The following is a 21,198-nucleotide window of genomic DNA, read 5'->3' as shown; positions in this document are numbered from 1 at the left end:
CTCAGATGGACGGCGACAGTTGACTGGGACCGGTCACAGTCACGGCAACGAGGGAGTTTGCATGACCATCCGAAGCACAGCAGCCACCGCCCGCACCACGGTGGGAGCGGCCATCGTCCTCTCGCTCGCGGCCACCGCCGGGTGCTCGAGCGCGCCGCCCGACGAGGAAGCGACCCTGACGTGGGATGCCGAGGCGCGGGCGTACGAGATCGAGCCCGACGTCGCCAGCGGAGAGGCACCGCTGAAGGTCTGGGTGGAGTACCCCGAGTACGGCGAAGCGCTGGTGGAGGCCTTCACCGCGGTGCATCCCGACATCCGCATCGAGCTCACGACGGTGTCGAAGGTCGACGCCGTCGCCAAGATGGAGCTCGACGGCGAGGCCGGAACCGGCGCAGACGTGTACTTCACGAACTTCACCGACCTGTCGGGGGCGATCGACTCGGGGGTCGCGGCTCCGCTGGGGGAGTATGCCGACGACGTCGCTTCGCGCGTGGGCGACGCCTTCGCCGGAGTCGTCAGTCGGGACGGCGAGCTCTACGGCGTGCCGGTGTCCACCGAGTCGATCGCGCTGTTCTACAACAAGACCCTCCTGCAACAGCTGACCGGTTCGAGCGAGCCGGCGAAGACGTGGGAGCAGATCCGTGAACTCGCCGCCGCGTACAACGACCCCCGCGCGAACCGCTGGACGATCCGGTGGCTGAGTGGCCAGCTGTACTACGCGTACCCCGTGCTCAGCTCGCTCGGGTGGCATCTCGGCACCGATGCGGGCACGCCCGGGCTCGAGGCGCCCGCTCTCGCGGCCGGCCTCGAGTACTACCGCGGGCTGCGCGACCTCTGGCAGGTCAACTCGGCGGATGCCACGTGGGATTCCATCGAGATGGAGTTCGCGAAAGGCCAGACGCCTTACGTCATCACCGGGCCGTGGTCGATCGGCGATTTCACCGCAGCGGCCGCGGAGAACGGCTTCGAGTTCGGCGTCACGACCCTCCCGGCCGTCGATGGCGGAGGCGACGCGGCGACTCTGGCCGGTCTCGGCGTCGGTGTCGTCTCGGGGTACTCCGAGCACCCCGGAGCGGCGCGCGTGTTCGCGGCGTTCCTCGCGTCCGACGAGGCGGCCGCTGCGCTCTACCGGACCACGGGCGGTATCCCGGCGCTCACCAGGCTCAATGCCCAGGCCATCCCTGGCCTCGCCGACGACCCGCACGCGAGCGGCGTGCTCGCCCAGGCCGAACGGTCCGACCTCGTCGCCGATGTGGGCGACGCGCTCTGGACGGTCGGCAACAGTCTCGTGGCGAGCGTATGGGACGGCGTCCTCGACCCCGCGTCCGCGCAGAAGCAGGCCGTCCAGGGCTATGCCGACCTGACCGGGCTGGGGGAGTGATCACGCACAGACGCGGAGCGAGCCCGGCTGCGCCCGGGGCGGTCGGTCTCGCCTCCGCGCTGGTGCCCGGTCTCGGGCAGCTGCTCAACCGCGAGTGGGGCAAAGGAGCCGTGCTCCTTGCTGTCGCCGGCACGGCGGCCGTCGCGGAGCTGCTCACCGGCCATTACGCCGACCTGTCGGGCTATACGCCGCGCACGCATGGTGGGTTCTTCGTCCGCGGGCTGTGGGGGCTGGTCACCCTCGGCACGCAACCTCGCGCTATGACGGTGGCGGGTCTGTCGCGGGGCGACCACTCGATCATCCTGATGATCAACGGCATCATCGCGGTGCTCGTGCTCGCCCTGATCGCGGCGATCACCGTCTGGGCCGTGCGGGATGCCGCGCGGACCCGACGCCGGATCCTCACGACGGGCGAGCGCCTGACCGCGAGGGAGTGGGTGCGCTCCACTCGGCAGTCAGCGTTCCCGTACCTCGTGCTCGCGCCCACCCTGATCCTGCTGCTGTTCGTCACCGCGCTGCCCGTCGTGTTCGGCATCCTCATCGCCTTCACCGACTACAGCAAAGACAATCTGCCGCCCATGCAGCTCGTCGAGTGGGTCGGTCTGGAGAACTTCCGGCAGCTGCTCGGCGCCGGCGCGTGGGGAGCGACGTTCTTCGGCGTGCTCGGGTGGACGGTCCTGTGGGCGGTGCTGGCGACCGCCACCACGTACGCCTTCGGCTTTCTGCAGGCGGTGCTCGTCTCGAGTCGGCGCGTGCGCCTGCCACGCCTGTGGCGGAGCATCTTCTTCTTGCCGTGGGCGGTTCCGGCGATGATCTCCGCGCTCGTCTTCCGCTCGATGTTCAACGGACAGTTCGGGCCGATCAGCCAGACGCTCGTCGACCTCGGCATCACGCACGAGCGGGTCATGTGGCTGACCGACCCGGCGAACCCCTGGCTGGCGCGGATCGTCGCCCTTCTGGTGAACCTCTGGCTGGGCTTCCCCTACTTCATGGCTCTCATCAGCGGGGCGCTGACGAACATCTCGCCGAGCTACTACGAAGCCGCGCGCATCGACGGCGCCTCGGCGGCCCAGCAGGTGCGCTACCTCACGCTGCCCATCGTGCTCCGTGCCACCGCACCATTGATCGTCCTGTCGTTCGTCGCGAACTTCAACAACTTCGGTGTCATCTACTTCCTGACCCAGGGCGGACCGGCCAACCCCGACTACCGGTACGCCGGGAGCACCGACATCCTCATCACCTGGCTCTACAAGCTGACGCTCGACAACGGGCTCTACGACATCGCCTCGGTGATGTCGATCCTGATCTTCGTCATCGTCGGAAGCTTCTCCGTGTGGAGCCTGCGTCGTTCGAAGGCGTTCACCGATGCATAGAACCCGGAACCGAATCGTCACCGCCCTGATCCACGTCGAGCTCGTCGTCGTCGCGGTGATCGTGCTCTACCCGCTGGCGTGGATCGTCGGCTCGTCGCTGGGCTCCGGTCGATCGCTCGCACAGGCCTCGGCGATCCCGGCCGATCCGACGCTGGACAACTACGCGCGCCTGTTCACGGACACGCCCTTCGCCACCTGGTACGGCAACTCGCTCATCGTGGCGCTGTCGAACATGGTGCTGAGCGTCCTGCTGTCCGCGATCGCCGCCTATGTCTTCGCCCGACTGCGGTTCGCGGGGCGACGCCTGGGGCTGTTGGTGATGCTCGTCATCCAGATCTTCCCGACCTTCATGACGGCGATCGCGATCTACATCCTCTATCTGAACTTCGGGCTGCTCGACAGCCTGGCGGGCCTCGTCATCGCGAGCGTCGCGGCGGCGGTGCCCTACAACGTCTGGCTGCTCAAGGGATACCTCGACGGCATCTCCACCAGTCTCGACGAGGCGGCCGTGCTCGACGGCGCATCGCATCGGCAGATCTTCACGCGAATTCTGCTGCCGCTGATGACACCGATGCTGACGTTCGTCGCCGTCACCCAGTTCGCGGTGCCCTGGATGGACTTCATCCTGCCGCGCCTGTTGATCAGCAGCCCGCAGAACTACACCGTCGCGATAGGACTGTTCCAACTGATCTCGGATCAGACCCGGAACGACTTCACGACGTTCGCGGCCGGGGCCATCCTCGTCGCGGTGCCCATCACGGTGCTCTACATGGTGCTCCAGCGCTACCTGGTCGCGGGGCTCGCTCAGGGAGGAGAGAAGGAATGACGACGACAACACTGCAGATCCGGGGTGCCGACGTGTCGATGACCGCGGAGGTCGAGGCGCTCGGGGGATGGTTCTCGGATGCCGCGGGCGCGAGGGACCTCTTCCGGATCCTCGCCGACCACGGGGTCAATCTCGCGCGCCTGCGGGTCTGGGTGGATCCGACCGACGCCGCGGGGCGCCCGTATCAGGGCGGCACGAACGACCTCGCCACAACGGTGCGCCTGGCCGAGCGCGCGCGTGACGCCGGCCTCGGCCTCATGATCGATCTCCACTACAGCGACTTCTGGGCCGATCCGAAGAAGCAGTCGCTGCCCCGTTCGTGGCAGGGGCTCGATCTCGACGGCCTGTGCGATGCCGTGGCGGCCCACACCACAGAGGTCGTCACGGCCGTGCGTGCGAATGCCGGCAGTCCGGAATGGGTCCAGGTCGGCAATGAGACGACGAACGGGATGCTGTGGCCGCTCGGCCGCACGCCGCGGTACGACCTGGCGAGCCGTGCCTTCGAGGCGGTGCCCGCCGACGAGGCGCGAGAGCAGTACGACCGTCTCGCCCTGCTGCTGCGGGCGGGCTCGAGCGCCGTGCGGGCGGCCGACAACCGTTCCCGCATCGTGCTGCATCTCGATGCGGGAGGGGCCGCCGACCTCTACCGTCGATGGTTCGACGAGATCACGGCGCGAGCCGTCGACTTCGACGCGGTCGGGCTGTCGTACTACCCGTTGTGGCACGGATCGCTCGCCGACCTGAGCGGTAACCTGCACCAGCTCGTCGAACGCTACGAGAAGGACGTCATCGTCGTCGAGACCGCTTACGCGTACCGGCCCGACAACCCGGCGGGGATGTCGATGTTCGATGCGAGCTCACCGGCGGCGGTCTACCCGGCGTCGGTCGAGGGCCAAACGCGGTACCTCGACGACCTGGCCCGGGTCATCCGCGACGTACCCGGTGGCCGTGGCCTGGGAGTCGTGTATTGGGAGCCCGCCTGGCTGCCCGTTCCGGGAACATCCTGGGCATCGACGGCGGGTATGGCTTACGGGAACGACGTGGCCGAGCCCGGCAACGGCTGGGCGAATCAGACGCTGTTCGACGAGCGCGGATGTGCTCTCGCCTCGCTGAACGCACTGGGCGCGACTGCGGATCCGCTTCGACCGATGAGAGAGGAAGACACATGACACGCAGAGCACGGCGGCCAGCATCGGCGATCATCGCGGCGGCGGCGCTCGTCCTCGTCGCGGCGGCGCTGCCAGCGACGACGACGGCTGCGGCCGTCGAACCCGACGGCTTCGTGATGGGCGGGGATCTCGGGATGATCCACGAGGTCGAGTCGCTCGGCGGGACGTTCTCCCGAGGCGGAGTCGTGGGCGACCCGATCGAGATCATGAGCGATGCCGGCATGAATCTCGCTCGGCTGCGCCTGTGGGTCGATCCGTACACGGTCACGGGCGAACCGTACGGTGGCGGCACGAACGACCTGGCCACGACGATCGCGACGGCGCAGCGCGCCAGGGCCGCGGGGATGGACATCCTGCTCGACTTCCACCTCAGCGACTGGTGGGCCGACCCGGGGACGCAGACCGCGCCGAAAGCATGGCGGGGTCTGACGTACTCGCAACTGGTGTCGACCGTTCGCGCGTACACCGAGGACGTCATCGACGCGATGCGAGCGGCCGGGGTGCTGCCCGACATGGTCCAGATGGGCAACGAGATCCCCGGCGGCATCCTGTGGGATCACGGTCGGGTCGGCAACGGCGTCTCGGACTTCACGCAGCTCGCGGGCTTGCTGAAAGCAGGGATCGCGGGCGTCGACGCGTCGCTCCGCGCGGGGGAGGACATCGAGATCGTCCTGCACCTGGATCACGGCGGCGACAACGCGCTGTACCGCTGGTGGTTCGATGCGATCACGGCGCAGGGTGTTCCATTCGACATCATCGGGCTGTCGTACTACCCGTTCTGGCACGGCACCATGGGGGATCTCGCCGTCAACCTCAACGACATCAGCGCGCGGTACGGCAAAGACGTCCTCATCGTCGAGACTGCGTACGGCTGGACACTCGGCGACGGCGACGGCCTCGGGAACTCGTTCTATACGTCCGAGGCGGCGACCGGCGGGTACCCCGCGAGCGTCGCCGGCCAGACGGCCTTCCTCCGGGACCTCCGCGACATCGTCCGTGCGGTGCCCGACGGGCGCGGGCGCGGACTCATCTGGTGGGAGCCCGGCTGGCTTCCCGTCCCGGGCGCCAACTGGGGGACCGAGGCCGGAAAGATCGACAACGACGATTCCGGCATCCTGTCCAACCCCTGGGACAACCAGACGCTGTTCGACTGGAGCGGCGCGGCCCTGCCGACCCTCGAGGTGTTCGGTGAGACGCCGCGGCCGAACCTCGCCGTCAACGGCGGCTTCGAACAGGACGGTTACACGAACACCCCGAGCGGGTGGGGTGTGTGGTCGCCGGGAGGCGCGCACGCCAACGCGGTCTTCACGCAGGACCCGGCGGTCGTCGGTGCGCTCAAGCTCACGTTCTGGAAGTCGACCGCCTATACCGCGTCGATCTATCAGACGCTCGGCGGGCTGCCGTCCGGGCTCTACCGTGTCTCCGCGTGGACGCTCAACAGCGGCGGACAGAGCTCCGCGTACCTCTATGCGAAGAACTCCGGTGTGCCCGAGCGCCAGGCGGCGCTGCCGGTGAGTCCGAACGACTGGAAGCGGGTGTCGCTCGAGGTGCCGGTCACCAACGGAACTCTCGAGTTCGGGTTCTACTCCGAGGCTGCGGGCGGCACCTGGCTCAACATCGACGACGTGCGCGTCGAGCGGATCGGCTGAGGGGCGGCGTCTGCCGGACGCATCGGGAGCCGGCCACCCGATAGCTGAGCCGCTACCGGGTAGGCGCGGCCCCGATCGATCCGCCCGCCACGGTCGGCATCGCCACGCGTTCGAGGCGAGGTGCGTCGCCGCGAGCGGCGAGCATCGCGGCTGCCCGGCGCCCCAGCTCGATGTGAGGCAGAGCGATCGAGGTGAGCTCCGGCTCGACCGCGCGGGCGAAGGGGCTGCCGTCGAAACCCACGACAGACACGTCGTGCGGGATGCGCAGACCAGCGCGATGCAGCGCCTGGTACGCGCCGACGGCGAGTGCATCATTCGCGCAGATCATGGCGGTCGGCGCGACCGCCACCTCGGAGAGCATGCGCGCCACTGCACGTCGTCCGTTGGCGACATCCCAGTCGTCGTCGATGGTCACGACGCCGGCGAGGGTCGTCCGCGCCGCCGCGAGCGCCTCGGTGATCCCCGCCCGCCGCTCGGTCAGCGCGATCGGGTCCCACTCGGGCCAGGCGGCTCCGCCGCGCGAGCCCGCGGGCAGCGCGCCGAGGAACCAGATCCCGTCGCGGTGGCCGTGATCCAGCAGCATCCGCGCGGCATCGCGACCCGCGGTGACCTCGTCGGGTACGACGGCGTCGATCGACCCGTCTGCTGTCACGCAGTTGAGCAGCACCGTCGGCACGCCCTCCAGCACCCGCGGCAGGGTGACGGTCCGCGTGAACATCGAGGCGTAGATGACCCCGTCGATGTCGCGGCCGAGAAGGCTGTGGAGGAGCTGGTCCTCCAGGTCGGTGTCGCCCTGCGTGTCGACGGTGAAGAGGAGGGTGTCGTGCTCGCGGAGCTCCTGCATCGCACCGCGGACCATCGAGTTCGCGAACGAGGTGCTGCTGACGAAGTCGGAGACCAGCGCGACAGTGCCCGAGCGGCCGGTGCGCAGCGTCTGCGCGGTGATATTGGGGCGGTAGCCGAGTTCGTCGGCGGCGCGTCGGACTCGATCGAACACGTCCTCGGACAGGCGCTGGTCGGTACGACCGTTCATCACGAACGAGACGGCGGAACGCGAGACGCCGGCGCGCTCCGCGACCTCCCGCAGCGTCACCCGGGCTGCCCGGCGGGCGGAGGGAGTGTCGGTCATGTCCTCGTTCCGGGTGATGGTCGCGGTGCTCGAAAGCTAACACGGACGCGACGGGGCGCTCGGGACCCGGCCCCGAGCGCCCCGTGCGGTGTCAGCCGAGCCGCCGTCGGCGCAGCAGGCAGACCCCCGCGGCCGTGAGCGCCAGGGCGACGCCGCCCAGCACCCCCAGCGGCAGCGGGTCCATACCCGACCGCGCGAGGACGCCGCGGGTCACGCTCGCGGTCGCGGAGCCCGCAGCACCGGAGCCGGTGGGCCCTCCGGATGCCGCCTCCGCGGTGATGGTCGCCGTGACCTCGGTGCCTCGCGCGTCGGCGACCCGATAGCTCACCGGATCGGCGGTGCCCTCGAAACCGGCGGCCGCCACGAACGAGACGACGTCCCCGTCCAGGTCGTACCGGCCCTGGCCTTCGGCGACGACGGACGTCGTCGGCGCGCCGTCGGCACCGAGCAGGGCGAGCGATGCCGCCACGAGCGGAACGTCGGCATCACCGGCGACATCGTTGGCGAGCGGGTGCACGGCGATGTCGGCGCCGGCGGGCCCCGACGCGACGTCGTCGACGGCGCGGGGCGAGACCGCGACGAAGCCGTCTCCGAGGTCAGCCACGAAGGACGAGACCCAGGCGAGGGCCGAGTTCCAGTTGACGGTGATCTCGTTGACCGACCAGGCTCCGATGTTGTCGACGTAGCACGCCTGCGGCGCGCAGCCCTGCAGCCAGGCTCCCGCCACCGGGTCCTGGATCGACGAGTTCGGTCCCCCGGCGACGGTGCCCACCGGAGGGTTCGGAAGCGCCGGGTCGAGGGCGTTGGCGTACCAGCGGCTGTGTTGGTTGCGCGCGTCGTTCGTGCCGTACCCGGTGATGTACGACTGACCGAGCACGTTGCGCCCGAGCAGGTAGTCGAGGCCTTCGACGACCGCATCCGCGTATCGCGGGCGCTGGGTCAGATCGAACGCCGTGCCCAGGACGACCTGATTGTTCAGCACCGATGAATTCGACCCCCAGTCGTACAGTCCTTCATCCGGCGCGTACGGCTGGCCGAACGCCTGTGCCCGCTGATCGGCGATCAGACGCTCGGCCGCATCGATCACCGACGTGCGGATGCGGTCGATGTCGGGCAGGTCCGTTGCGAAGCGAGCGAGCTGCATGCGTCCGAGGGCTGCCACCTCGCCCCAGTAGAAGCCGCCGGGCTTGAACACGTCGGCCTGATGCAGCGGGTTGTCTTCCACCTCTGCGCGGTACCGGTCGCTTCCGGTCGTGATGTAGAGCTCGGCCGCCGCCCAGTAGAACTCATCGGTCACCTCGTCATCGGCGTAGGTGCCGCCGCCCGTGCCGTCCTCTTCCGGGGCGAGCAGATCGGGATGTGCGAGGGCGGCGTCGTACGCACGCTCGGCTGCTGCGAGCAGGCGCTGCGCGAACGAGGCGTCGAACGGCTGATACAGGCGGGATGCCTGTGCCGCGGTCGCCGCCAGGTTCAGCGTCGCCGCCGTCGACGGCCGGTGCAGCAGGCGTTCCTGCGGGTCGTCGTGCGGCATGAGGGGCAGTCCCGTCCACGCGCGGTCGTGCACCTTGTGCCAGGCCATTCCGGCGAGCGGATCGCCGGAGGGCACCTGCATCCGCAGCAGGAACTCCATCTGCCACCGCGCCTCGTCGAGGATGTCGGGGACGCCGTTGCCCCGCTCGGGAACCGCGAGGGTCGAATCGCCCAGCGCGTCCGCCGTGCCGGCTGCGACGGCCCGCTCGTAGGCCGAGAGAACCTGGGCTACCGCGATGCCGCCGTTGACGACGTATTTGCCGTGGTCGCCCGCGTCGTACCAACCGCCGCGGACGTCATGACGATCGCCGCAGGTCCAGCCGTCCGACCACGGCTGCGGCTCGAGGCATCCCACATTGTCGTCGCCCTGATTGGGTGAGGCGCCGATATGACCGGCGGGGCGAGCGTACTCGGCGCCCGCGATGTCGCCGTCGATGGCGATGCCCGACCGGTTCGTGTAGAAGAAGCGCATCGAGTCGGCACGCAGCGATTGGAAGACGTCGGCGGAGATCGTGAAGGGATGGCTGATGTCCGTGCCGACCCGGAGCCGCACATCGACCGCTTCCTCGGTGACGTCGCTGAAGTCGATCCGGTGGACGGACGCCCCGGCGCTCGCGTCGAAGCCGGCCGGCTCGGTCTCGCCGGTGGCGAGAGCGGATCCGTCCGGCGCTTCGAGGGTCCACGGCAGCGGCTCGGGGGCATCGGACACGACCGTCGCGCGCTTGGGACCCTGGGTCAGGTATCCGACCTGATTGACCTTGACCGAGGGACCCGGATCGGCAGTGTAGGAGTAGACGGTGCCCCGGAGCGATACCTCGTCGAAGCAGATCTCGGTGCCGGCGGGCACCGCGCCGAGTCGGAACTGCACCTGGCCGAGGTGGTAGTCCGCGGCGGGCGTCGTCGTGAACGCGACGTCGAACGACTGCGGCTGGGTGTCCAGGGCGAAGGACTGCTCGAGCCAGTCGGTCGGCGATGCGCCTGTGTAGGTCCCGACCTTCGCCGAGACGGTCGCGGCGGACGAAGCGGATGCCGTGAAGCTCAGACGAAAGCCCGTCTCTCCCGGCAAGAAGATGTCGTTGTGGCCGAGGAGCACGTCCCACAGGTTCGGCGTCTGCTCGGTCACCGTCGCACACATCCGCTGGGCGGGGTTCGACAGCGCCGCGGGGCCGCTCGTCCACCACGGGTTCGTGCTCTCGTCCAGTGTGGGGTTCGGGAGCAGCTCGTCGTCGCCGATCGGGGTGACCGGGGGAGTCGAGGCGTCGCCGGCGACGAGGCTCACGTCATCGACGCAGAATCGCGTGGTGCCGTTCGCGCCGAGGCGGAACTGCAGCTCCGACACGGTGCCCTGTCCCAGGTCGCGTGCCGTGAACTCCGCGCTGACCTGCTGCCACTCGTCGGCGAGCGGGGTGCTCTGCGCGAGGTACGTCGTGTAGGCGGCATCCGGGACCGTGGGGGCGACCTGGGTGAGGACGGTGGCGGGCGCATCGGCGCGAACCCTCGCAGTCAGCGTGTAGGTCGCCCCGTCGACCAGGGCGAGGTCGCTCTGACCGATGAGCACATCCCAGGGGTTCTCGGTGTCGGGCACCCCGGCGCAGAAGGCGCCGGTCGCGGTGTCGAAGCCGTCGACACCGGCCGACCACCACGGCTCGTGACCCGTCGAGAAGTCCCCGTTCCGGAGGAGCTCCGCCGGTGCCGCTGCAGCGGCCAGCGGGGCGGCGGTCATCGCGGCTCCTACAAGCATCCCCGTGGTGATCACGGACATCACGCGTCTCCGATGACGCTGTCTCATCGCATCCATTCAAGCTCCTTCGCTCGTCTGAGAGCGCTCCCAGGGAGCGCTCTCACGCACGCTAGCAGAACGGCCCTCGCCGTGATCCGCCTGTTTCGGCCGTACCTCGCGGGCTCCTCATCGTCGTGGCGGCTAGCCTCGGCATGTGAATCGCACACCGCCCGCGCCCGTCGACCTGCGGATCGAGGGAGCCCGCGTCCGCGACATCCCCTCGCTCTACGCGGAGCTGAACCGCGTCTTCATGCCCGACGAGGAGTGGATCCTCGGAGAGAGCCTGGACGCCCTCGACGACCTGCTCTACGGTGGGTTCGGCGTCCTCGCACACGCGTCGTCCGCCCGCGTCGAGTGGGCTGATTCGGCCGTCTCTCGACGAGCGCTGGGCATCCCGCTCACCCGGGCCTACCTCGCCGCGAAAATCGAGCGGCCCGACATCTACGCGGCAGCGCCGGCGCGCGCGGCGCTGGACGAACTCGATCGAGGCGCGGGGAAGACGTACTTCGACCTGGTGCTGGACGTTTTCGCGGGCCACCCCGAGATCGACCTCGTGCTCGCCTGAGACTCGTCTCGGGTTTTCTTAACGGGCGCATATTCTCACGCGGGACCATGAAGCCATGTCGCTCTCGTCGTCTCCGCTGTCCGATCCCGCGATCCGCGTGCTCGTCGTCGATGACGAGCCGAACCTCCGTCATCTGCTCGGGGCGGTGCTGTCACGGCAGGGGTGGCAGGTGGAGGTCGCCGCGACCGGCGCGAGCGCGATCGAGACCGCGCGTCGCATGAGGCCGCATCTCATGGTCCTCGATGTCGTGCTGCCCGACATCGACGGGGTCGAGGTGCTGCGCACGCTCCGCAGCGAGCTGAGCGAGACCATGGTCCTCTTCCTGACGGCCAACGGCACCGTCGCCAATCGCATCACCGGTATCGCCGCCGGCGGCGACGACTACGTGGCCAAGCCCTTCAGCGTCGAAGAGGTCGTCGTCCGTCTTCGCGGGCTGCTGCGGCGCAGTCCCATGCTCATGCAGGGCGCTCCGACGCCGATGCTCGAGGTCGGCGACCTGCGACTGAACGAGGACAACCACGAGGTCACACGGGCAGGGGAGCAGATCCGGCTGACGGCGACGGAGTTCTCGCTGCTGCGTTTCCTGATGCTCAATGCCGACCGTGTCCTCAGCAAGGAGCAGATCCTCGATCGCGTCTGGGAGTATGACTTCGGACGGGAGTCGAACATCGTGGAGATCTACATCTCGTATCTGCGCAAGAAGATCGATCACGGGCGCGAGCCCATGATCCATACATTGCGTCGCGTCGGCTACATCCTGCGGGCAGCTCCGACCGCTCCGGCCTCATCGTGACGTCGGCGCGGCCGGGAGGCCTGCGCACCCTGCGTGGCCGCTCGGTCGCGATGATCTCCGGGCTCCTTCTGGCGGCCGTCACCGTCTTCGGGGTCGTCTCCGTCGCGATCCTCCGGCAGAATCTCGTCACCCAGGCCGAGTCGACGCTGTACCTGGCGAACGACACCGCCATCGGTCAGACCCTCACGACGGTGGAAGCGACCGGGAGCGTTCCGACTTTCGACGACGTGTCTCTCGCGGTCCCCTCCGACGGATTCTTCTTCGTCGTCGAGGGCGACCGCGTCGCGGTCTCGGCGTTCTTCACCCGTGACTACACCTACCGCCCGATGACCGAGCGCGAGCTCACACAGGTTCGTGACGGGATGGCGGAGAGCGGCTACACCACGACGGTCGATGTGGCCGACGACGGCGGCTACCTCGTCACGGCCACCGACGTCACGGCGGCGGACGGGCAGGAGCTCACCATCGTCAGCGGGGTCGGGCTCACCGACACCGAGTCGGTCGTCCGGACCTACGCGCTCTGGCTCGCGGTCGTCGGGATCGCGATCGCGGCGTTCGCTGCGGTGTTCGGCTGGCGCTGGACCCGGCAGCAGCTCGATCCCCTCGAGCGGGTCGCCGAGATCGCCGATGAAGTGACGGCGACACCGCTCTCGTCCGGCGAGATCGCCCCGCAACGCCGGGTTCCCCGCGATGTTCGGCACTTGGGATCCGAGACCGACCGCGTCGCGGACGCGCTCAACCGTCTGCTCGACCACGTCGAGCTCTCGCTCAACGCACGTCACCGCGCCGAGGAGTCGATGCGTCGCTTCATCGCCGAGGCGAGCCACGAGCTGCGCAACCCGCTCGCCTCCATCCGCGGCTACGCCGATTTCTACGCCCAGACCGATGCCGACGCCGACCCTCGCGAGACCCAAGGCGCGCTGCAGCGCATCGGATCGGAAGCAGCGCGGATGAGCGCACTCGTCGACGACCTGCTGCTGCTGGCGCGCCTGGATGCCGACCCCGTGGTCGCCCACGACGATGTCGAGCTGTCCATGATCGTGGCGGAGACCGCTTCCGACGCCAGGTTCGCTTACCCCGGACACGTCTGGCGCATCGCTCTGCCCGACGAGGACGTCACGGTGGTCGGTGATGAAGGCGCGATCCGGCAGATGCTGTTGAACCTCGTCGCGAACGCGGGGCACCACACCCCCGACGGCACGAGTGTGACGGTTGCGGTGGAGCAGACCGAGACCGCTGTCGAACTCAGCGTGGTCGATGACGGTCCCGGCATCGACCCGGCCGCGTTGCCGACGATCTTCGATCGGTTCACCCAAGCGGGCAGCCGTTCGCAGACGCGGGAGCGCACAACGGTGGGCCTCGGGCTCGCGATCGTACAGGCGCTCGCTGCCGCGTCGGGATACGAGGTATCGGTCTCGAGTTCGAGCGCGGGCACCCGGTTCGTCATCAGCATCCCCACCGGCGCGGGCGGCTGAACCCACCACGGCCCGCGGTCACTCGGTCTGCTCGGCGTTCCAGCCCAGCTGCGTCGCGGTCCAGATCAGCCCGTAGGGAGCGATCGTCCGGGCAGCGACCCAGTTGTGCTCGAGTCCCGGAAGCACGCGCAGTGTCGTCGTCCGCCCCTGTCCGCGCAGGGCGTCGCGGATCGCCGTCGCCTCGGCGGCCGACTCGCGATCGCCCTGACCGAGGAAGAAGACCTGCGATCGATCGACGGCATCGTTCGGCGTCGCCGCGATGACATCGAGCGGCGAGTTGCGCTTCCTGGCCTGTGGGTCCGCCACGACCGAGGCGGTGTAGGGGGCGGTGTAGGGCATGATCGACAGCACCCCGCCGAACACGTCAGGGCTGTGGAGCCCGTAGAGGAGCGAGCCGAGCCCTCCGGCCGACATGCCGGCGATCACCCGATGCTTCTTGTCCGCGACCGTTCGGAGCGCGCCGTCGGCCCAGCTCACGACGTCGCGCGTGACGAAGGTCTCGAGCTGCGCGCCCCCGGGACGATCGAGGGGCTCATCGTCGACGCGCGCTGAGCCGGCATTGAGATCGGGGGAGACGACGATCATCGGCGGCACCGAGCCGCTCGCGATGAGCGTATCGAGCAGGTAGTCGATGCGCCCGCCGGCGAACCAGTCCGCGGCGCTTCCGGGTGCGCCGTGGAGCGCGTACATGACGGGGTATCGCCGCGTGTTGCCGGGAGCGTCGTATCCCGGCGGAAGGTAGACCCAGGCCCCGGTGCTCGGCACGTTCGCCGCCGTCGAGGGAACTGCGGTGAGGAACGAGTACCCGGCCGTGTCGGTGGTGACCCGTTCGCCGTCGGTGAGCGGAACGTTCGTCGCGCCCTCGACCGTGACGGCGGAAGAAGGCAGCTCCGCCACGGGCTCCCTGGTCTTGTCGTCGATCCAACGACTCAGAGTGGCCACCGACGGGAAGTACCCGACCCACGTGTTCACTCCGAGGGCGAGCGAGAGCACCAGGACGATGGCGGTGCCCGTCACGGCGGCGCCGCCGAGGAGCGCTCGACGCGTGCGGGATCGGGTGCGACGCGAGCGCAGGATGCGCACGCTCAGAACGACTCCCACGACCACCAGGAGGAGACCGACCGCGGTCGGCCAGTAGGTCGACAGCACGTCGGAACCCGGGTCCTGTTGAAGAGTGGGCGGTACGTCGATGGGAGCGTCGGGGTCCACGGGGCATCCGTTCGTCGCGGTGTCGGCAGCGCGCTGCGGCGGGCTGATCCGAGCGTACGAGCGCGGGCGGAAGCGCCCCTGCCACCGCGGTCCAAGTCATATCGGGGGCTTAACGGGCGGCAGGAACATGGCCGCACCGACCGGCTGCTCCGCTGCGACGCGGCCCTGATCCGAGGAGACATCCATGAGCACTCTGCTGGAGCGTCCTCGTCGCAGCGCCGACGACGGCCGTGCGACGCGAGCACCTCGGATGCGGCCGTCTGCACAGCCGTCCGGCCCCCGTCCGCGGAGGACGCGCCACCCGCTGGCGGGCGTGCCCCTGTGGGTGGGGCGCGTGCTGCAGGCGATCGCGGTGACGATGGTGCTGGTGGCCGTGACCGACGTCGTGCTGCCCGAGGGGATCTACTGGGCGACGTCGTACTTCGCGGTGTTCGGGTTCAGCCCCGAACCGGTGCTGTTCAACGCCGTGCTGCTGTTCGTGGTCGGCGCGGCCTCCAAGCGACGCCTTCGAGGAGCCCTCGTCTTCCTCGTCCTCTTCGAGCTGCCGACCGTGCTGCTGCCTCTGACGAACCTGCTGGAGGCGGTCCGCGGGGGATCTGCGCTTCCCGCGGACATCCAGCGGGTCGACGTGGTGGCCGCGGTGCTGGCCGCGGCCTTCGTCGTGCTCCTCCTGGTCGCGCGCGCCCAGTATTCCGCCGTGCTGCCGCGCTCGACGTATGTTCGTGCGGCGGGGGTGTTCTTCGGCGGTGTCGCGGTTGCGGTGGTCACGGGTGGCGTGCTCGCGCGGATGACGGCCGAACCCGGGGAGACGGCCGCGGACAGCTGGTGGTGGGCGCTCTACTCCGCGACCGGGGTGTTCCCGTCGTCGAGCCTCGTCGACGTCCAGGCCACGGGCCTGCATCAGAGCATCGAGACCATCGTGTCGTCGATCTCCGCCGTCGCCCTGCTGATCGCTCTCGCGATGCTGCTGCGCAGTGCGCGGGCCCGCCGACTGCTGACCGAGGATGAGGAGCTCGACCTGCGCGGCATCCTCGCCTCGAACCGCACCGACGACGCACTGGCCTACTTCGCGACCCGCCGCGACAAGTCGGCGGTCTTCTCGCCGTCGCGGCGCGCCGCCGTCTCGTATCGCGTCGTCGGAGCCGTCGCCCTGGCCAGCGGTGACCCCGTCGGGCCCGAAGAGGAGTGGGATGCCGCGATCGACGAGTGGCTGCGCGTCGTCGACCACTTCGGCTGGCGGCCCGCCGTGCTGGCCGCCTCGGAGCGCGCAGCGCATCACTATCAGCGGCGGGGCATGCGGGGCATGGTGCTGGGAGACGAGGCCGTCCTGCGTGTGAACGGACCGCATGCCGAAGCCGTGACACGATCGCCCCAGGTCGCGTCCGCGCGCCGGCGGGCCCGCCGGGCGGGGTACACCGCCCAGTTCCGACGGCAGCGCGATATCCCGCGAGCGGAGCTCGTCGCTCTCGCCGATCTCGCCGAGGACTGGCGTCACGGCGGGGATGAGCGCGGATTCTCCATGGCGCTCTCGCGCTTCGCCGACCCGTCCGACGGCGACGCGCTGGTCGCGACGGCGCATGACGGCGACGGCGTGGTGAAGGCGCTCCTCGTGTTCGTGCCGTGGAACGGCGACGGGGTTTCGCTCGATGTCATGCGTCGTCATCCCGAGTCGCTCAACGGGGCGACGGAGTTCCTCGTCTCCGAACTCGTCGCACAGGCGCCCGCTCTGGGGCTCACGCGCGTCTCGTTGAACTTCGCGGTCCTGCGGGAGGTCTTCGTCCGCGGGGCGAGGGTCGGTGCCGGGCCGCTGCTGCGGGCGAAGCGCCGCGTGCTGCTGATGCTCTCGCGCCACTGGCAGCTCGACTCGCTGCGGCGGGCGAACGAGAAGTACGACCCGGACTGGCGCCCGCGCCTGCTGATGTGGTCACGCCGCGCCACGATCGCTTCGGTCATGCTCGCCGTCGCGCGAGCCGAAGGCTTCGCCCGTTCTCCGCGCCGGTGGCACGTCCAGTCCGACCCGCGCTCGGCGGACTTCGCGGCTGCGGTCCGCGCCCTCGGCTCTCCGGTGTCCGCGCTGCCGCCGGCCCACCCGGTGTCACCCTCGACGGCTCGGCGCATCGGCATCGCCGAGGGTATCCGTGCCGCCGGCGGCGATCCCTTCCCTCCCCGTGTCGCGCGCACGGCGGCGCTCAGCGAGGTGCGTCGTGACATCGAGAGCGCCGGGTCGACGACGGTGCCGCTCGAGCCCGTGTCCGTGGTCGGCCGGGTGCTCGGCCGTCGGCGGCACGGCGGGATCACCTTCCTCGACATCGTCGAGGACCACGTCGGACTGCAGGTCATCGCCGCCGCGGGCCGCACGCGCGGTTACGGAGCGCTGCGGGGCATCGACCTCGGTGACCTGATCTCGATCTCGGGATCGCCGGTGCGCAGCGTCCGCGGCGAGCCGAGCATCGCCGCGGACTCCTGGGAGCTCGCGGCCAAGTCGCTGCGGCAGCCGCCGAACCGCCGGACCGGCCTGCGCGACCCCGAGGCGCAGGTCCGCCAGCGCCAGGTGCACCTCGCGACGTCGCCCGACGCGGCCGAGCTGATTCGGGCGCGGGCGCGCGCGACCCGCGCCCTGCGTGACGGCCTGCTCGCGGAGGACTATCTCGAGGTCGAGACCCCGGTCCTGCAGCGCACGCACGGCGGTGCCACGGCTCGACCCTTCCGTACCCACATCAACGCGTACGACCGCGAGCTCACGCTGCGCATCGCTCCCGAGCTCGCCCTCAAGCGTCTCATCGTCGCCGGCTTCCCGCGGGTGTTCGAGATCGGTCGCAACTTCCGCAACGAAGGCGTCGATGCCACCCACAACCCGGAGTTCACCGCGATGGAGGCCTATCGCGCCTTCGCCGATTACGACGACATGCGTCGGCTCGCCGAGCGGTTGATCCGATCGATGCTCGTCGCCGCCTCCGGGAGACCGACGATGATCCTTCCGAACGGCGAGCGCATCGACGTCTCGGCACCGTGGCGCGTCGTCCCCGTCTGCGATGCCCTGACCGAGTGCATCGGCATCCCCATCCGGCCGGATCACGACCCCGACGCGCTGCGCGACGTGTGCGCCGTGTACGGCGTCTCCGTCGCCGCGGGAGCGGGAGTCGGAACGATGATCGAGTCGCTGTACGAGGAGCTCGTGGAGTCGCGAACTGTCGAGCCGACCTTCTACACGGACTTCCCGGCGGAGACGTCGCCTCTCGCGCGACCGCATCGTCGCACCCCGGGGCTGGCCGAGCGCTGGGATCTCGTCGCCGGGGGGATGGAGCTCGGTACCGCGTACACGGAGCTGAACGACCCGGTCGAGCAGCGACGACGGCTCACCGAGCAGTCGTTGCGGGCAGCGCAGGGAGACCCCGAGGCGATGCAGCTCGACGAGGAGTTCCTGGCAGCCCTCGAGTTCGGGATGCCGCCCACCGGCGGCCTCGGTCTCGGCGTCGACCGCATCGTCATGGTCGCGACGGGCGCGACCATCCGGCAGACACTCGCCTTCCCGTTCGTACGGTGAGGAGCGTCGCGCGCCCGAGCACCCATTCGAGGGGGCCGCGAGGCGCGAATCTCGACCACACCACGGCCGCGGCGGTCAGTCCCACCGTGAACGCCGCGAGCGTGCCGACGCTCTGCGCGGGACCGAAGGAATGCCCCGTCACCGCGGTGATGAGCGCCATCGCGACGATGTGCGCCGCGTAGACGGACAGCACCATCGCGCCGGGGGGGGGCGAGCGCTGAGGTCACGATCCCGGCGAGGCGCGGAATGACTCGGGGTGAGCCCAGGGCGCGCTGGGCGGCTTCTCCGGCGGTGAGACACACCGACAGCAAGAGTGCGCAGACGCCGAGGCACCCCGCGACGTCTGCCCAGCTGCCCGAGTGCGGCGCCGGTACGAGCAGCCACAGCAGGCTGCTCGTGTCGGTGACACCGCTTTCGCCGTAGAACACCCGGGCGACCTCCGCGGCGGCGGCGGGACCGCCCCCGGTGACTCCTCGGGCCGCGGCGAGCGCGTCGACACCGCCGAGGGCGAGGAACGCACCCCCGCCGCCATAGGCGAGGGCGGTGAGCAGCGTGCCGACGACGGCGAGCGTTCGACGCACGGTCCGCCGCGTCAGATCGAGCCGGCCCACGGCGAACCCGGCGAGGACGAAGGGCATCCAGGTCAGCGCGGGGTAGTCACCCGCGACCAGCGCCGACCACGCGAAGCCGGGTTCGCTGCCGATCATGCGGCGGAGCAGCACGGAGAGCGGCGGGCCGACGAGGGCCCACACAGCCGCTGCGACCACGAGTGCCCGGGGGCTGCAGCGCCGGAACGGGAGCACCAGCAGAAACCACACCGAGAACAAGGTGAGGATGACCGCGACAGGCGTGCCGAGCGCTGCCAGCGCTGCTCCGCAGACGGCCAGGAGGGCAGCCCGGATGACCGTCGGTGCTGTCTCGGGCGTGGCCCGGCCCGGGGCCGTCGGCGATCCGAGGGTGAGGGAGACTCCTGCAGCGAAGGCGAACATGGCCGGCATCCTCGAGTGGAAGAGTTCCCAGCCGATGTGAACGGTGCCCCATCCCTCGCCCGCCGTCCAGGCGGCGGGGCCGACGTGCGCCACCAGCATCCCGAAGACGGCGATGGTGCGGAAGAGATCGAGTCCGACCACACGCCGGGTGTGAGCCGCGGCCGCCGCGGACGTCATCCCCGCCCCCGGGCGACCGTGCCCACCACCGCGGGGAATGCGCCGATGTAGAAGCTCAGGAGGACCACCTGCGCTCGTTGGAGATAGCCGCCCCCGTCGGGCAGGGTGCCCGTGCTCGCCCCGATGACGGCCAGGAGACTGACTCCGATCGTCGTCGTGACGAAGACGACGACCCCGATACGCAGGCCGGCGCGCAGGACGCTCCGAGCGGGGAGGGCGCCGTCGTCCGTCGTGCCTCGCGCCCCGGTCGCGAGCGCGAGGAGTACCGCGGACGCGGTCGCCGCGGCGAGCGCGCTCGAACTCGTCACGGCGTGCACCTGGTGGGCGAACCCGAGGGTACCCGCCGCATCGGCAGCGGCGCAGGTGGCATCCGCTGAACCGGCACAGGCCAGAGGCACGAGGGAGTCGGCGACGGTGAGAGCCGCGAAAGCTCCGAGCAGCATCGCCGACCATCGCACCGTGGCGCTCGCCGCCGCCGAGGCCCAGCGCGCGCGAGTCAGCGCCACGGCGACCAGGACGAGCACGCCGGTCAGTGCGTCGAGGCCGCGGAAGATCGGGCTCGTCGGCTGATTCTCGGCTGCGAGCTCGGACAGATACGCGCGGGACGGGTCGAGGGGGTAGCCGGCGAGGGCCTCCCAGACCACGCCCGAGTACGCGACGGCCGCGCAGACGAACAGGATGCGGGCGATGGTGTCGGTCGTGGTCGGCGCGCGCACGCGTCGGAGGCTAGGCCGAGGGGATATGGCGCGGATAAGCATCGGGTCGCGAGCCGAGCGGGCTCGCGGACACCAGCTCTATCGTGACGTCATGCAGACCCCGATCGTCTTCCTCCACGGCGGCGGACTCGCCGCGGTGTCGTGGACGCCGCACATGAGCCTCCTCGGAGACGAGGGGCCCGTGCTCGCTCTCGATCTGCCCGCCCACGGCGCGCAGCGCCATCGGCGGTGGACGACGATGGACGACGCCGCGGATGATGTGGCGGGAGCACTGCGCGAGCGCGGCCTGGACCGCGTGCATGTCGTGGGGTTCTCGTTGGGGGCCGACGTCGCGCTGCGCGTGATCGCGCGGCATCCCGCCATGGTCGATGCCGCCGTGCTCACGGGGATCAGCACGTCGCCGGTGCCGTGGTGGGAGCGGGTTCTCGACGTGATGAGCTGGCCCGTCATGGCGATGCCGCTCACGCACCGGCTGCTCGCCCGGGGCATGCGTCTGCCCGACGACGTGCGTCGTGCGCATCTGGCGTCTACGGGGCCGGTGAGGATCGGGGACTACTCACGGCTCAGCCGACAGGTGCTCGCGGGCGTGTCGCTCGACGGAGGGGAGCTGGCGTCGGCCCGCGTTCTCGCGCTGGCGGGACAGCGCGAATCGGCGCACTGCCGGCGCTCGGCCGTCATGCTCGCGAGGCGGATGACGGAGGCCGGGCTCGAGTCCGAAGCGGCCTTCGTGCCTCGCGCGGGCCACTCGTGGCCGTTGTCCTCTCCCGCGACCGTCGCCGACATCGTGCGGGCGTGGATCGATCGGCCCGGCGTGGTGGATCCGCGCCTCGTCCGGTACGCAGCGCGCACTTAATCCGCGCACATGGCATCGCCCTACGGTCGGGGCGGGCCTT

General features: G+C 70.1%; 15 protein-coding genes and 1 pseudogene. 10 read left to right on the top strand and 6 right to left on the bottom strand.

Annotated elements, in window-relative coordinates; genetic code table 11:
* The first annotated feature begins 61 nt into the window (after positions 1-61).
* The 5 genes from CI089_RS13200 to CI089_RS13180 are packed head-to-tail and all read left to right on the top strand — an operon-like array spanning position 62 to position 6,398.
* Positions 62-1,381 carry an extracellular solute-binding protein gene (locus CI089_RS13200; RefSeq protein WP_179223332.1) on the top strand — a complete coding sequence of 440 codons (1,320 nt, stop codon included), beginning with the start codon at positions 62-64 and terminating at the stop codon, positions 1,379-1,381.
* Positions 1,378-2,754 carry a carbohydrate ABC transporter permease gene (locus CI089_RS13195; RefSeq protein ID WP_256977976.1) on the top strand — a complete coding sequence of 459 codons (1,377 nt, stop codon included), beginning with the start codon at positions 1,378-1,380 and terminating at the stop codon, positions 2,752-2,754. The genes CI089_RS13200 and CI089_RS13195 overlap by 4 nt, the downstream gene beginning before the upstream one ends.
* Complete coding sequence (locus CI089_RS13190) at positions 2,747-3,580, top strand: sugar ABC transporter permease (protein ID WP_094261943.1); 834 nt, start codon at positions 2,747-2,749, stop codon at positions 3,578-3,580. Before CI089_RS13195 ends, CI089_RS13190 begins: the two co-directional genes overlap by 8 nt.
* Entirely contained in the window at positions 3,577-4,749 is a 1,173-nt protein-coding gene (locus CI089_RS13185) for a glycoside hydrolase family 53 protein (protein ID WP_094261942.1), read from the top strand. The genes CI089_RS13190 and CI089_RS13185 overlap by 4 nt, the downstream gene beginning before the upstream one ends.
* Entirely contained in the window at positions 4,746-6,398 is a 1,653-nt protein-coding gene (locus tag CI089_RS13180) for a glycoside hydrolase family 53 protein (protein ID WP_094261941.1), read from the top strand. Before CI089_RS13185 ends, CI089_RS13180 begins: the two co-directional genes overlap by 4 nt.
* A 52-nt stretch (positions 6,399-6,450) precedes the next feature.
* Here the strand turns inward: CI089_RS13180 and CI089_RS13175 are convergent, their stop codons facing one another.
* Both CI089_RS13175 and CI089_RS13170 read right to left on the bottom strand, forming a co-directional pair.
* Complete coding sequence (locus tag CI089_RS13175) at positions 6,451-7,527, bottom strand: LacI family DNA-binding transcriptional regulator (protein ID WP_094261940.1); 1,077 nt, start codon at positions 7,525-7,527, stop codon at positions 6,451-6,453.
* 91 nt (positions 7,528-7,618) lie between these two features.
* Complete coding sequence (locus CI089_RS13170; RefSeq protein WP_179223331.1) at positions 7,619-10,780, bottom strand: glycoside hydrolase family 9 protein; 3,162 nt, start codon at positions 10,778-10,780, stop codon at positions 7,619-7,621.
* 211 nt (positions 10,781-10,991) lie between these two features.
* Between CI089_RS13170 and CI089_RS13165 the strand changes: the two genes are divergently transcribed.
* The 3 genes from CI089_RS13165 to CI089_RS13155 are packed head-to-tail and all read left to right on the top strand — an operon-like array spanning position 10,992 to position 13,670.
* The gene (locus CI089_RS13165; protein ID WP_179223330.1) at positions 10,992-11,402 is read left to right on the top strand and encodes a ribonuclease inhibitor; all 411 of its coding nucleotides are present in this window, start codon (positions 10,992-10,994) and stop codon (positions 11,400-11,402) included.
* Between the two features lie 55 nt (positions 11,403-11,457).
* Positions 11,458-12,195: a response regulator transcription factor gene (locus CI089_RS13160; RefSeq protein ID WP_023951628.1), complete on the top strand. Its 738-nt coding sequence runs from the start codon at positions 11,458-11,460 to the stop codon at positions 12,193-12,195.
* On the top strand, positions 12,192-13,670 hold the full coding sequence (locus tag CI089_RS13155; protein ID WP_094261938.1) for a sensor histidine kinase: 1,479 nt from the start codon (positions 12,192-12,194) through the stop codon (positions 13,668-13,670). The genes CI089_RS13160 and CI089_RS13155 overlap by 4 nt, the downstream gene beginning before the upstream one ends.
* Positions 13,671-13,688: 18 nt before the next feature.
* Here CI089_RS13155 and CI089_RS13150 read toward each other — a convergent pair whose 3' ends face one another.
* Positions 13,689-14,879 (bottom strand): alpha/beta hydrolase, encoded by a 1,191-nt coding sequence (locus tag CI089_RS13150; RefSeq protein ID WP_179223329.1) that lies wholly within the window; start codon positions 14,877-14,879, stop codon positions 13,689-13,691.
* Between the two features lie 184 nt (positions 14,880-15,063).
* Between CI089_RS13150 and lysX the strand changes: the two genes are divergently transcribed.
* Positions 15,064-18,423, top strand: coding sequence for a bifunctional lysylphosphatidylglycerol synthetase/lysine--tRNA ligase LysX (gene lysX / locus CI089_RS13145; RefSeq protein WP_094261936.1), 3,360 nt, complete (start codon positions 15,064-15,066; stop codon positions 18,421-18,423).
* Here lysX and CI089_RS16765 read toward each other — a convergent pair.
* The 3 genes and pseudogenes from CI089_RS16765 to CI089_RS13130 all read right to left on the bottom strand — a co-directional run bounded on the left by CI089_RS16765 (position 18,365) and on the right by CI089_RS13130 (position 20,305).
* A complete protein-coding gene (locus CI089_RS16765; RefSeq protein WP_094261935.1) occupies positions 18,365-18,619 on the bottom strand; it encodes a DUF418 domain-containing protein in 255 nt (84 codons plus the stop codon). The two genes, lysX and CI089_RS16765, sit on opposite strands and share 59 nt — an antisense overlap.
* A gap of 397 nt (positions 18,620-19,016) precedes the next feature.
* Positions 19,017-19,589, bottom strand: a pseudogene (locus tag CI089_RS16760) (heparan-alpha-glucosaminide N-acetyltransferase domain-containing protein); the annotation flags it as partial.
* On the bottom strand, positions 19,586-20,305 hold the full coding sequence (locus CI089_RS13130) for a DUF998 domain-containing protein (protein ID WP_179223328.1): 720 nt from the start codon (positions 20,303-20,305) through the stop codon (positions 19,586-19,588). The gene CI089_RS13130 and the pseudogene CI089_RS16760, both read right to left, overlap by 4 nt.
* Positions 20,306-20,396: 91 nt before the next feature.
* Here CI089_RS13130 and CI089_RS13125 point away from each other — a divergent pair, with 91 nt between their 5' ends.
* Complete coding sequence (locus tag CI089_RS13125; protein ID WP_179223327.1) at positions 20,397-21,158, top strand: alpha/beta fold hydrolase; 762 nt, start codon at positions 20,397-20,399, stop codon at positions 21,156-21,158.
* Positions 21,159-21,198: the final 40 nt, after the last annotated feature.

This window comes from Microbacterium sp. Yaish 1, from assembly GCF_002245215.1.
GTDB lineage: Bacteria > Actinomycetota > Actinomycetes > Actinomycetales > Microbacteriaceae > Microbacterium.
The sequence above is the reverse complement of the archived record's forward strand: the minus strand, read 5'-3'. Positions and strand labels throughout refer to the sequence as shown.